Consider the following 13145-nt stretch of genomic DNA (forward strand, 5'->3'; position numbering starts at 1 on the left):
TCGGCGAGCCGGGTGGTATCGATGCTCACTGGTTCCCTACTTCGTGCTCGAGATATTCGGCGAACTTCGCCCGGGCGGCTTCCTGCTTTCCGGGAATCCATTCGGTGGGCCACATGCCGTCGGTGGGCTCGTAGTCCCGCAACACCTGCTTGGCCACGGTGGTCTTGTGCACCTCGGTCGGCCCGTCGGCCAGCCCCATGACACCGGCTCCGTGGATCATCCGGAAGAACGGCATCTCGTTGGTGGTGCCCAGGGCGCCGTGCACTTGCATTGCGCGCCAGGCGATATCGTGCAGCACCGTCGGCATGACGATCTTGGCCGTGGCGATGTCCTTGCGGACCTTCTTGTAGTCGTTGTACTTGTCGATCTTCCAGGCGGTGTGTAGTACGAACAGCCGGAACTGGGCCAGCTGGGCGTAGGAGTCGGCGATATAGCCCTGTACGAACTGCTTATCGGCCAACCTGCTGCCCGCGGTGGTGCGCGACAGGGCCCGCTCGCACATCATGTCGATGGCCTTCTGCGCGAGCCCGATGGTGCGCATCGCATGGTGGATGCGGCCGCCGCCGAGGCGGGTCTGCGCGATGACGAAGGCCTGGCCCTCGCCGCCGAGCAGGGATTCGGCGGGCACGCGCACGTTTTCGTATTGGATCAGTGCGTGGCTGCCGTCGTTCATCGGCTCGCCGTAGAGGCCGACGTTGCGCACGATATTGATGCCGGGGGTGTCGGCAGGCACCAGGAACATCGACATGCCCTTGTAAGGGCTGACGTCCGTATTCGTCACGGCCATCACGATCAGGAATGAGGCGGTTCTGGCGTTGGAGGAGAAGTACTTCCAGCCGTTGATGATCCAGTCGTCGCCGTCGCGCACCGCCCTGGTCTGGAATTGGGTCGGATCGGCGCCGGCCTGCGGTTCGGTCATCGAATAGCTGGAGAACAGCTCACCGTCCAGCAGTGGCTGCAGGTAGCGCTGCTTCTGGTCGGCCGTCCCGTAGTGGGCGATGATCTCGGCATTGCCGGTATCGGGCGCCTGACAGCCGAAGACGATCGGCGCCCAGGACGAGCGGCCCAGAATCTCGTTCAGCAGGGCCAGTTTCAGCTGTCCATAACCTTGGCCGCCGAGGTCCGGGCCCAGATGCGTGGCCCACAGACCCTGACGCCGTACCTCCTCCTTCAGTGGCTGGATCGCCTTGCGCCGTGTCCCGTCGAGTGGCACGAACTGCTCGTGCTCCCAGACCAGGTCGAGTGGTTCGACTTCCGTGCGCACGAACTCATCGGCCCAGTCCAGCTTCTTCTGATACTCCGGATCAGTCTCGAAATCCCATGCCATTGCATCTCCTCTCGCATGATGAGAATATGCTTCTCGTGATGCGGAATGCAATTCTTGTAGGAATTTCGAGCCGAATGGAGGTCCTGTCGTGAGGGCCGAGGATCAGTTCCATATCGGGATCGTCGCGGCGGACTTCGAGGCCACCGTGGCGACGCTGACGTCCGTACTCGGATACGAGTGGGGGCCGGAGGTCGGCGGGCCGGTGTCGGTGGACCTGCCCGATACCCGGACGGCTGTCCTGGAGTTGAAATGCCGATACTCCACGACCGTGCCCCGCCTCGAGGTCGTGCGCAGTGTCGCGGGCACGCTGTGGGAACCGGCGGGGGCAGCCGGACTCCACCACGTCGGGTACTGGTCCGACGATGTGGCCGCCGATGCCGCGGACCTGGTGCGGCACGGCTACGTCACCGAGGCCACCCGGCCCGGCGCCGACGGGCAGCTGTTCTTCGCATTCCTGCGCGGGGCCGACGGCTTTCGGGTGGAACTGGTCGACCGGGCCGCGGAATCGAGCCTGGCCCAGTGCTGGGCCGCGCCAAGGACCGATCGGAGTGACACGTGAAAACAGTGGGTATCGCGACGGGCGCGGGTCGCGGTATGGGCTATGCCTGCGCACAACGACTGGCCGAGATGGTCGACATACTGCTCCTGGTGGATCGGGACGCGGCCGCCGCGGCTGCCGCGCGGGACCAGTTGGCCGAAAATGGTGGTGCCGCAGTCGAAGCGGTGGAGCTCGACGTCACCGATGCCGAGGGGCTGGCGCGGCTCGCCGAGCGGGTGGATCGGCACGGCGCACTGCGCGCTGTCGCCCATGCCGCCGGTATCTCTCCGACGATGGGTGACTGGCGCCGGATCTTCACCGTCGATCTGATCGGGACGGCGCTGCTCGCGCAGGCCCTGCGCCCGCTGGCTGTAACCGGCACGGCCATGGTGTGTTTCGCTTCGATGGCTCCGCTGCTCGATCCTGTCGCGCCGGACCCGGCCGGCCTCGCGGTCGTGGACGATCCGCTCGATGAGAAGTTTCTCGAGCGCATCCACGATGCGCTCGGCCCCGCCGTCGAGGCTCCCGGTCTCGCCTACAGCTGGGCGAAACGAGGCGTGCACCGCTTCGTGGCACATGAGGCGGTGCGCCTCGGCCCGGTCGGCGCGCGCATCTGCTCGGTCTCACCCGGCATCATCGACACTCCGCAGGGCCGCCAGGAAGCCGACAATCATCCGAGCATGGCGGCGCTGGTGCAGCGAACACCGTTGCGGCGCAGGGGTTCCGCGGACGAAGTCGCCGCCGCCGTCGCCTTCGCGCTGTCGGATCAGGCGAGCTTTCTCAACGGTATCGACCTGCTCGTGGACGGTGGCGCGATGGCGGCGGTGCGGACAGCCGGTTAGTCCCCGGTGCCCGCGCCGCGAGCAGCAACGCGGGCAACGGGATAACTACACGTTCAGCAGCCGGGCCAGGTTGCCGCCCATGATCTTCGCCTGGTCGTCCAGAGGGAGATCCTTGATCTCGTTGACGTAGCGTGCGGGTTCGGCCAGTCCCTCCGGATGCGGATAATCCGATCCGAACAGCACATGGTCGGCCCCGATGAGATCCGACAGCGCGACCAGATCCTCCTCCCAGAACGGGCTGACGTGGATCTTCTTGACCGCCTCGACCGGATCGCCAGGGAAGCCCTGCGGGGCCTTCTTGTAGACCTTGGCGAGGGTCTCCAACAGTCCGGGCAGCCATTCGGCGCCGTTCTCGATGACCGCGATCTTCAGCTCCGGGAAGCGGAAAAGTGCGCCGTGGCAGACCCAGGACGCCATCGCGTCACGGATCGGCTGCCACTCGTTGATCATCTTGAAGGTGTTGGTCACGAACGGCAGCATCTCCTGCTGGCGGCCGTCCCATTCGGAGGCGAAGCGGGAATATCCGCTGTCGGAGGAGTGCATGGTCACCAGCACGTCCAGTTCGACCACGCGCTTCCAGAACGGATCGAATTCCGGCAGTGCGAACGAGCGCGGTCCGCGCAGGCCCGGCACCGGTGCCGGTCGGACCAGGATCGCCCGGGCGCCGCGCTCGACCACCCACTCCAGCTCCTCGATCGCCTTCTCCACGATGGGCAGGCTGATCACCGGCACGGTGAAGATGCGGTCGGAGTAGTTGAACGACCAGGTCTCGTACAGCCACTGGTTGAGCGAATGTACGACCGCGTGGATCAGCTCCGGATCGTCCTTCATGCGTTCCTCGACCAGACTGGCCAAGGTCGGGAACATCAGGGCGCGGTCGATCTGGAGCTCGTTCATCAGTTCCAGGCGGGGCGCCGGTTCGCGGAAGGCGGGCGTCGAGCGGATCGGCTTGCCGAAGATCTCGCGCATGCTCTTGCCCTCGGGATTGCCGTTCTTGAAGTACTCCTCCATCGCCCCTGGAGGCGCGACCACATCGAAGGTCGGGTTGGGGATGTATTCGCTGATCTGGCCGCGGATCGCGATTTTGGTGCGACCGTCGACCTCGACGTACTTGACCGCGTTTCGATAGTGCTTGGGAAGGTAGGTGGTCAGCGCCTCCTTCGTCTCGTACAGGTGGTTGTCGGCGTCGAACAGCGGGTAGGGCAGATCCCATTTGGGCATGAAACTCTCCTTCGCATTCTAGGAGAATTTTATTCTCATGAACGTGCGGCGTTCAATAGTTGAGACGAAGTGCCGACCGTCGTCGGCGATCCGCATCGCCTACGGCTGCCGGGCGCCGGTCGTCGGCCATCTCCTCGTCGAGCGCCTCCTGCGGCGGCGCGGTGTCGAAGATCCACGCCCGCGCGCAGCAGTGCGAATTCCGTCAGGTCGGCGAAATGCGGGACCGACGGAAGCTTTCAGAGCAGTTTGAAAACAGCCACTTATCGAGGACCTGATAGACAACCGAAAGAGTTTTGGTAGAAAAGGCTGGAGAATGAATTCACGAACTCGGATTCAAATCTCCGGGCTGATATCCACGGCCGCGCGGGTCCGGCGTGAAAGTCGTGTGGAAGTGGACGATCAGGGTAGATAGTCTGCTACTTCTGATATAAGGCGTCGGCATCACTGACAGTGCTCAGTGGCGCCTGACCGTCTGAGAATCATAGTTTCCTTGAAAGAGAACGGTACTCTCAAACGGTCGACTTCGGCAAGGGCGGATCAGGCCCGGTATGGATTCCATTGATCCGGTGCCAGGAAGCGGGCCGACCACGTACCCGACCTGGTCAGGCGCGCGGCTTCCTCGCGGAGCACATCGCCGATCTTGAATGCGAACTCCCGGGGGAGGTCCATGCGCGCCGAGGCGGCCACCACGAGATGTTGGGTCAGCGTGGGTTCGACCAGCGGCGCGTAGCGGAGCCGTTCGGTGGCGATCTCCCGGCCGCAGGCGGATATCGGCAGCACGGCGTAGGCGTCTCCGCGTTCGACGAGACCCATCATGACCTGCAGCGAGTCGGTCGCGATCCGGGAGTGGATACGACGTTTGAGCCGCAGCGCCGTGTTCTGGACGGCGACGGCGATTCCGATGGGCGATGCGGGCAGTACCAGCGGCAGGTCGAGCAACTGGGTGAAGCTGACCGGCCGATCGGACCGCAGGTCCGATTGCGGGCCGCCGACCACGATCAGATCCTCGACCAGCAGGTCGCGCACGAACAGGCGCTCGTCGGAGACCTGGTTGATCACGGCCGTGTCGATCGTGCCGCGCAGCATGGCCTCGATGAGCGCATCGGTGCCGGCGACCGTGACGTCGAAGCTCACCTTCGGGAAGGCGGCGGCGAGGCTGGTCAGCAGTGGTGCGGCCAGGACGGCGGCGACCGTCGGGGGCATGCCGAGGCGCAGTCCCCGCTCGATGCGGGCCAGGGGTGAGCCGGCGTACTGGAGGGCGAGTTCGAGCTGGCGCAGCGGTGCGGCGGTGGAGGCGCGCAACCGCTCGCCGTCCTCGGTGAGTTGCACACCGCGCCTGGTCCGATGGAACAGCGAAATGCCGAGGTCCTCCTCGAGCAGGCGGATCTGGCGGCTCAGCGCGGGCTGGGCGACGCCGAGCACGGCCGCCGCCCGGGTCATCGAACCCTCTTCGGCGATCCGCAGGAAGTACTTGAGCCGGTGCGTGTCCATCGTCGCATCAGAATACGTGGCATAACCAAGTTGTATGACTGAATGACGAAATCAGTATTGGTCTGCGAAAAGTCCGGAGTTCTACTCTTCTCAGGCATAGGCGAATCCGTAAATGCGGTAAGCCGATCTGGATGCGCTCCGATGACGGAGCGGAGAGGAGGTCCCGGATGGACACACAGGACCAGGACTGGGCTCGAGTATTGGGTTTCGACCGACTGCCCTATGACACCGTCGACAAACGCGTGACCGATCTGTTGGATTTACGCGGAAAGAAAGCGATTGTCACCGGTGCCGGTGGTGACGGGCTGGGGCAGGCGATCGCGAACCGGTTGGGTGGCTGCGGCGCCGATATCGCGCTCGTCGGGCGGACATTCGAGAAGGTGCAGCGCCGGGCCGCGGAGGTCGAACAGCGCTGGGGCGTCCGGGCGGTCCCGATCAAGGCCGACATGTCGGACTGGGATCAGGTGCATCGCGCGGTCGCGGAGAGCCGGGAAGCGTTGGGCGGATTGGACATCATGGTCAACAACCCGGTCATGGTCTCGGCCGGGGCGTTCGAACGGCACACCAAGCAGGAGATAGACCTGACGGTGCTCGGCAGCCTGACCATGATGATGTACGGCGCGCACGCCGCGCTGGAATTCCTGCTCGAGCAGGGCTCGGGGAAGATCATCAATATCGGGGCGGTGGCGGGCCGGGTGCAGCAGAACGGCCTGACCGTCTATGCGGCGTGCAAGGCGGGCGTCATCGGGTTCACCCGCAACCTCGCCTACGAGTTCGCCTCGCGCGGTGTGAACGTGCTGGCGGTGGCTCCCGGCATCATGATCAAAGAGGATATGAAGCGCTACCTGATGGCGCCGCGTAACGACGCGGAGCGTGCGGGGCGCGACTCGGTCGCCGAATCGATCACGCAGCGGGTGCAACTCGGCCGCGCCGCACTGCCCGAGGAAGTGGCCAACGTGGTGGCCTTCCTGGCCTCCCCGGCCGCCGACTACATGTGCGGGCAGACCATCGACGTCGCCGGCGGACAGTGGATGGGCTGAGCCGATGCCGACCATCGATGACATGCTGAAAGCCGCTGTCGCACAGACCGATCTGGACGATTTCGGGGACGACTCGTTCCGCGAGGGTCTCGGCGTCCTGCTGGATTCGCTCGAGCGCGAGGCTCGGTTGAACTCCGCCGGGGAGGCGTTCTTCTACGACCGCATCGTCAAGTACCTGAGCCAGCGCCTGCAGGTGGAGGATTGGTATCGGCGGCATCCGGAGATCGATGAGGTGCCGATCGTCGCGCCGTTGATCGGATTGGGATTGCCGCGTACCGGATCCACGGCGCTGTCGCTGCTGCTGGCGCAGGACCCCCAGGTGCGATATCTGCGCCGCTGGGAGTCGTCGCAACCGTGCCCGCCGCCTTCGACGGTGGTCGGTGTCGATCCGCGGATCCCCTCGGACAAGGGCGAGATGGTCGGCACCCGCCATCACGTGCCCGTCGACAAGCACGGGCCGATGGAATGTCACGAGCTGATGGCGCTGGACTTCAAATCGCACATCTTCCATTCATTCGCGCAGATCCCGGCCTATTCGGCCTGGCTGGTCACCGACGCCGACCTCACCTCGACATTCGCGTATCAGCGGCGGGTGATGAAGTTGCTCCAGTGGGGTGAGCCGACCCGGCCGTGGCGGCTCAAATGTCCCTCGCACGTCCTGTTTCTCGAGCATCTGGACCGGGTGTTTCCCGATGCGCGGTTCGTGATGACCCATCGCGATCCGACCGACGTGATTCTGTCTGTGGCCGAACTGTACGCCGATATCACCGGCCGGTTCACCGACCATATCGACCGGCCCTACATCGGCAGGCTCAACGTCGAGCACTGGACGTTGGGGATGGACCGCGCGGTGGAGTTCCGCGCGGCCGGTGCCGAGGATCGGTTCTACGACATCGATTTCCGTGCCATGCAAGCGGATCCGATCGGTGAGGTGCGGGGTCTGTACGCCTGGCTGGACGAACCGGTGACCGGCGAGTTCGAACAGCGGATGCACAGCTGGTGGACCGCGGCCGCGGCCGAACGCGAGCCCAGCCACAAGGCCGATCCGGTCGAGTTCGGAATCGACCTGGATCGGGTGCGCCCGGCGTTCGCGCATTACGTCGAATGCGCTGGGCGCTGGACCGCGCACTGAAATACATTGCTATGAAAGGAATTTCCATGCCTGTGGATCTGACGGGTGGCATCGATTCCGCACGCGAGTACGTGTTCGCGCAGCGACCGGAGAATCCGGAGATGCGGGACTCGGTGAGTTTCTGGGTTTCCGACGACCGCGGCGAACTCGGCTTGCCGCGCATCGGGATCGAGGCGGTGAGCGCCAACTGGGAGTCGCACGATATCCAGGTCAACGTCGCCTTCCCGGACGGGCGCGCATACCGATTGCGCGAAACAGCACCGGCCTTGCCAGCGGCGGGACCGGACGGGACGCCCACGGTGCTCGGTGCGGGCGGGCTGAGGTTCGAATGCGTCGAACCGTTCCGCACCTGGGTCATGACCTACGCCGGAAAGGCCGTGCAGACTTCGTCTTTCGACCTGGCCGCCGGGCAAACAGACGGCCCGCTGGTCGATATCGAGTTCCGGGTGGAGGCCACCATGGCGGTACCGCCATGGGTGCAGGGCGCCCTGCGCAACGACGCCGGTGAGCGGCTGAAGAATTCGGTCGAGGGCGATCTCATGGGCGGGCCCCGCTACGAGCAGTTGTTCCGCGCGACCGGCTCGGTGACCGTGGACGGCAGCGAGCAGCGGTTCACCGGCAGCGGGCTGCGGATCCGCCGTCAGGGCGTGCGACGGCTGGCCGAGTTCTGGGGGCACTGCTGGCAGTCGGCGGTATTCCCCAGCGGAAAAGCCTTCGGCTATATGGCTTATCCGCCGAGGGACGACGGAAAGCCCACCTTCAACGAGGGTTTCGTCTTTCTCGGTGAAGGAGATCTCATCCCGGCACGGGTGGTGCGGGCGCCATGGCTGACCCGATTGCAGGCACTCGGTGAGGACGTATCACTCGTGCTCGAAACCGCCGACGGCACAGTGTCCATCGAGGGCGAGACCGTGGTCTCCACCCACGACGTGCACCACAGCGACAAGACCTACTCGGTCGAGTCGCTCAAACAGGAACAGTCCGACTTCCCGGCCGTTCAGCAGGCCGGTGTGCGCTATCGCTGGGACGGCGAGGAGACCTTCGGGATGCTCGAGCGGTCGAATCCGCTCGACAAGATCGTGCGGGAATAGCCCGGATGCTTTCGCGGCGACCGCTGTATGCAGCCCAGCGGCCGCGAATCTTGTTATCCGGCCGGAGAATTCGTGGAGAAACACTATGCGTGGATTGCGTGAGAAGACTTTTATCATCGCCGGTGGCGCGACCGGGATCGGTGCGGCGACGGCCGAGCGGCTGGCCGAGGAGGGTGCGTTCGTCACCGTCGGTGACATCAATATCGCCGGGGCGGAGGCGACAGCCGAGCGGGTAGCACGGGCGGGCGGCCGGGCGATCGCCGTCGAATTCGATCTGTCCGACGACAAATCGGTGCAGGAGCTGGTGGATCGGACGATCACCGAATTCGGTGCGGTGCACGGGCTGCACAACGTGGGTGCGGATCTGTCGCCCGGCAATCTGGGGCGGGACAAGACCCTGTTGGAGACCGAGTTGGACGTCTGGCAGCGCACCCTGGACGTCAACCTGCTCGGCTATGTCCGCACCGCTCGTGCGGTGCTGCCGCATCTGCTGGAACAGGGTGGCGGCAGCATCGTCAACACCTCGTCGGGTACTTCGGTGGGTGGCGACCCCTCCCGGGTCGCCTATGGCGTCTCGAAGGCCGCGGTCAATCAGCTCACTCGGCACATCGCGATCAACTGGGGCAAGCAGGGCATCCGAGCCAACGGCGTCATGCCGGGGCTGGTCATGGGGGAGACCGTGCGGAACCAGAACGATCTGGCACTGCAGGAGTCGTTCCTGGCCGCGGCCCGCACCACGCGCCTGGGCGAGCCGGGGGATCTGGCGGCCGTCGTGGCGTTCCTGCTGTCCGACGATGCCGAATGGATCAACGGCCAGGTGTGGTTCATCGGCGGCGGCGCGCAACTGCGCAACTGAGCCATGCGGTCACAGGGAGTAGAGAGATGACCATTGCGGCACAACACGATTCCGGTCACGCCGTGGGTTTGACCCATCTGCAGCGGTTGGAAGCGGAAAGCATACAGATCATGCGGGAAGCGGTCGCCGAGGGCGAACGCCCGGTGATGCTGTACTCGGTCGGCAAAGACAGCTCGGTGCTGCTGCATTTGGCGCGCAAGGCTTTCTACCCGTCGCGGCTGCCTTTTCCATTGCTGCACGTGGATACGACCTGGAAATTCCGGGCCATGTACGCGTTCCGGGACGAGGTCGCGGCAGCCGATGACCTGGACCTGATCGTGTACCGGAATCCGGAATGCCTCGAGCGCGGCATCAATCCGTTCGATCACGGTTCCGCGCTGCATACCGAGATGTGGAAGACCGAGGGTCTGAAACAGGCCCTGGACAGCCATGAATTCGATCTGGCATTCGGTGGTGCGCGCCGCGACGAGGAGAAGTCGCGGGCGAAGGAACGTGTGTTCTCGCTGCGTTCGGCGCAGCATCGGTGGGATCCGAAGCGGCAGCGCCCGGAGTTGTGGCGGCTGTACAACACTCGCAAGCAGCCGGGGGAGAGCCTGCGGGTTTTCCCGCTGTCGAACTGGACCGAGCTGGACGTCTGGCAGTACATCCTGCTCGAGCGGATCCCCATCGTGGACCTGTATTTCGCCGCATCCCGCCCGGTCGTCGAGCGCGACGGCGCACTGATCATGGTCGACGACGAGCGAATGCGGTTGCAGCCAGGTGAGATTCCCGAGCAGCGGATGGTTCGGTTCCGCACGCTGGGTTGCTATCCGCTGTCCGGCGCGGTGGCGAGCACGGCGACCACGTTGCCGACCATCGTGCAGGAGATGCTGCTGACCACCAGTTCCGAGCGGCAGGGCCGGGTCATCGATCGCGATTCGACCGGTTCGATGGAGAAGAAGAAGCAGGAAGGGTACTTCTGATGGCGCACACCATGAATGATCTCGTCGCCACCGATATCGAGGAGTATCTGCGCAGGCACGAACGTAAATCGATGCTGCGGTTCATTACCTGCGGCAGCGTCGACGACGGTAAGTCCACGCTGATCGGGCGACTGCTCTACGACTCCAAACTGGTGTTCTCCGACCAGCTGGCCGAATTGGAGCACGACTCGAAAACCGTTGGCACCCAGGGCGGTGAGCTGGATTTCGCGCTGCTGGTCGACGGCCTGGCCGCCGAGCGTGAACAGGGCATCACCATCGATGTCGCCTACCGGTTCTTCGCCACCGAAAAGCGCAAGTTCATCGTCGCCGACACACCGGGCCACGAGCAGTACACCCGCAATATGGTCACCGGGGCATCGACCGCCGATCTGGCCGTGATCCTCATCGACGCCCGCAAAGGTGTGCTGACCCAGACCCGCCGCCACAGCTATCTGGTGTCACTGCTCGGTATTCGCCATATCGTGCTGGCGGTGAACAAGCTCGACCTGGTCGAGTATTCGCAGCGGCGGTTCGACGAGATCGAAGCGGAGTACCGTGCATTCGCCGACGGCATCGGCCTCGGCGGTATCGTCTGCATCCCGATGTCGGCGCTGCGCGGCGACAACATTCTGCAGCCCAGTCCGAACACCCCCTGGTACACCGGCCCGAGCCTGCTCGCTCATCTGGAGACGGTCCAGGTGACCGATGAGCGCGACGACAGCCCGTTCCGGATGCCGGTGCAGTGGGTCAATCGGCCGGACCTCGATTTCCGGGGGTTCTCCGGCCAGATCGCCGGTGGCACAGTGCATCCCGGCGACAAGGTGCGGGTGCTGCCGTCCGGTCGCGAGAGCACCGTAGCGCGGATCGTGACCGCCGACGGCGATCTCGCGACGGCGGTGGCCGATCAATCCGTCACCGTGGTACTCGCCGACGAAATCGACGTGAGCCGCGGCGATGTGCTCGCTGCCGCCGAGAATGCGCCCGGCCTGGCCGACCAGTTCGAATGTCAGCTGGTCTGGATGAGCGAGGAGCGGATGCTGCCGGGGCGCACCTATCTGCTCAAGCTGGCCACCACCACGGCCGTGGCCCAGGTGGCGCAACCGAAATACGCCGTCAATGTCAATACGCTCGAACATGTCGCCGCCCGCACGCTCGGATTGAACGAGATCGGCATCGCCAATCTGCATCTGGATCGGCAGATCCCGTTCGATCCGTATGCCGACAACCGGGATATGGGTGCGTTCATCCTCATCGACCGCTTCACCCAGGACACCGTCGCCGCAGGCATGCTGCGCTTCGCACTGCGCCGCGCGAACAATATCCACTGGCAGTCCGTGGAGGTCGACCGGCAGGCGCGATCCCGTAGCAAGGGACAGCGACCCGCGGTGGTGTGGTTCACCGGACTGTCCGGCGCGGGCAAGTCCACCATCGCCAATCTGGTCGAAAAGCGTTTGCACGAGCAGGGATTCCATACCTACCTGCTCGACGGCGACAATGTCCGGCACGGCCTCAACGCCGATCTGGGCTTCACCGACGCCGACCGCGTGGAAAACATTCGTCGCGTCGTAGAGGTCGCACGGTTGCTCGCCGATGCCGGTCTCATCGTGCTGGCCTCGTTCATCGCGCCGTTCGCGGCCGAACGTCGGCGGGCACGTGAGCGTATCGGAACAGAAGAGTTCTTCGAGGTGCATGTCGACGCTCCACTGGAGGTGGTCGAAGCGCGCGACCGAAAAGGCTTGTATGCCAAGGCTCGTCGCGGTGAACTGGTGAACTTCACCGGAATCGACTCACCGTATGAGACGCCGGTCGCGCCGGAACTGCACCTGGATGCCAGCGGCACGCGGACCCCGGACGAACTTGCCGACCAGGTGATCGAACACCTGCGCCGGGCCGGAATACTCGCCCCTGCGGTCGAAGGATAGCCATGGACGACCACGATCTCGCCGCCACCCTCGCCGAGGCGGCCGGGAATCTTCTGCTCGCCATCCGATCACAAGGCGGCGCGGCCGGGGACCGGCAGGCCAATACGCTCCTGCTGGACCGGCTGCGGCAGGCCAGGCCCGGCGACGGCGTACTGTCCGAGGAAAGTCCCGACGACCCTGCCCGCGTGCAACATTCGCGCGTGTGGATCGTCGACCCGCTCGACGGCACCCGCGAATACGGTGAGCCGCCCCGGCAGGATTGGGCCGTGCATGTCGCCCTCGCGGTGGACGGGCGCCCGGTCGCCGGAGCGGTGGCGCTGCCTGCCGCGGGATTGGTCCTGCACACCGGGCAACCACCCGAGCTCGCACCCGCCGTGCCGGGACCCATTCGGGTGGCCGTATCCCGCAGCAGGCTCTCCGAACAGGTGACGCGGCTGATGGATGCGCTGTCGGCGACGCCGGTCCCGATGGGATCGGCGGGAGCGAAGGCGATGGCCGTCGTCCGAGGTGCCGCCGACGTCTACGCCCATTCCGGCGGCCAATACGAATGGGATTCGTGTGCCCCGGTCGCCGTCGCCGCGTCCGCCGGGCTGCACGTATCTCGCCTCGACGGGACGCCGTTGCGTTACAACCGCCCCGATCCCTACCTGCCCGACCTGCTGATCTGCCGACCTGAATGTGCCGACGCGGTGCTGCAAGCACTCGCCGACGCCTGATCCGCCA

General features: G+C 65.1%; 12 protein-coding genes. 9 read left to right on the forward strand and 3 right to left on the reverse strand.

Annotation, left to right across the window (positions count from 1 at the left end):
- Window positions 1-25 precede the first annotated feature (25 nt).
- Window positions 26-1327, reverse strand: a complete 1302-nt coding sequence (locus tag ACQPZ2_RS14245; protein WP_433525959.1) for an acyl-CoA dehydrogenase family protein — start codon at window positions 1325-1327, stop codon at window positions 26-28.
- Between the two features lie 88 nt (window positions 1328-1415).
- On the opposite strand from ACQPZ2_RS14245, the gene ACQPZ2_RS14250 reads away from it, so the two are divergent.
- A complete protein-coding gene (locus tag ACQPZ2_RS14250; protein ID WP_433525960.1) occupies window positions 1416-1886 on the forward strand; it encodes a VOC family protein in 471 nt (156 codons plus the stop codon).
- A complete protein-coding gene (locus tag ACQPZ2_RS14255; RefSeq protein WP_433525961.1) occupies window positions 1883-2707 on the forward strand; it encodes an SDR family oxidoreductase in 825 nt (274 codons plus the stop codon). Before ACQPZ2_RS14250 ends, ACQPZ2_RS14255 begins: the two co-directional genes overlap by 4 nt.
- A 45-nt stretch (window positions 2708-2752) precedes the next feature.
- Here the strand turns inward: ACQPZ2_RS14255 and ACQPZ2_RS14260 are convergent, their stop codons facing one another.
- Entirely contained in the window at window positions 2753-3928 is a 1176-nt protein-coding gene (locus ACQPZ2_RS14260; RefSeq protein WP_433525962.1) for an amidohydrolase family protein, read from the reverse strand.
- 537 nt (window positions 3929-4465) lie between these two features.
- Window positions 4466-5419: a LysR family transcriptional regulator gene (locus tag ACQPZ2_RS14265; protein ID WP_433525963.1), complete on the reverse strand. Its 954-nt coding sequence runs from the start codon at window positions 5417-5419 to the stop codon at window positions 4466-4468.
- 167 nt (window positions 5420-5586) lie between these two features.
- On the opposite strand from ACQPZ2_RS14265, the gene ACQPZ2_RS14270 reads away from it, so the two are divergent.
- The 7 genes from ACQPZ2_RS14270 (at window position 5587) to ACQPZ2_RS14300 (ending at window position 13138) form a co-directional block, all read left to right on the forward strand.
- Window positions 5587-6459, forward strand: a complete 873-nt coding sequence (locus ACQPZ2_RS14270; RefSeq protein ID WP_433525964.1) for an SDR family NAD(P)-dependent oxidoreductase — start codon at window positions 5587-5589, stop codon at window positions 6457-6459.
- Between the two features lie 4 nt (window positions 6460-6463).
- Window positions 6464-7591, forward strand: a complete 1128-nt coding sequence (locus ACQPZ2_RS14275; protein ID WP_433525965.1) for a sulfotransferase family protein — start codon at window positions 6464-6466, stop codon at window positions 7589-7591.
- A gap of 26 nt (window positions 7592-7617) precedes the next feature.
- On the forward strand, window positions 7618-8682 hold the full coding sequence (locus ACQPZ2_RS14280) for a hypothetical protein (protein ID WP_433525966.1): 1065 nt from the start codon (window positions 7618-7620) through the stop codon (window positions 8680-8682).
- An 85-nt stretch (window positions 8683-8767) separates the two neighbouring features.
- The gene (locus ACQPZ2_RS14285; RefSeq protein ID WP_433525967.1) at window positions 8768-9538 is read left to right on the forward strand and encodes an SDR family NAD(P)-dependent oxidoreductase; all 771 of its coding nucleotides are present in this window, start codon (window positions 8768-8770) and stop codon (window positions 9536-9538) included.
- Window positions 9539-9564: 26 nt separating this feature from the next.
- The gene (cysD, locus tag ACQPZ2_RS14290) at window positions 9565-10500 is read left to right on the forward strand and encodes a sulfate adenylyltransferase subunit CysD (protein WP_433525968.1); all 936 of its coding nucleotides are present in this window, start codon (window positions 9565-9567) and stop codon (window positions 10498-10500) included.
- Window positions 10500-12422 carry a sulfate adenylyltransferase subunit CysN gene (gene cysN, locus ACQPZ2_RS14295; RefSeq protein WP_433525969.1) on the forward strand — a complete coding sequence of 641 codons (1923 nt, stop codon included), beginning with the start codon at window positions 10500-10502 and terminating at the stop codon, window positions 12420-12422. Before cysD ends, cysN begins: the two co-directional genes overlap by 1 nt.
- Before the next feature lie 2 nt (window positions 12423-12424).
- Window positions 12425-13138 (forward strand): 3'(2'),5'-bisphosphate nucleotidase CysQ, encoded by a 714-nt coding sequence (locus ACQPZ2_RS14300; protein WP_433525970.1) that lies wholly within the window; start codon window positions 12425-12427, stop codon window positions 13136-13138.
- Window positions 13139-13145 lie beyond the last annotated feature (7 nt).

The sequence above is a fragment of the Nocardia pseudovaccinii genome (assembly GCF_050942345.1).
Taxonomy (GTDB): domain Bacteria; phylum Actinomycetota; class Actinomycetes; order Mycobacteriales; family Mycobacteriaceae; genus Nocardia; species Nocardia pseudovaccinii.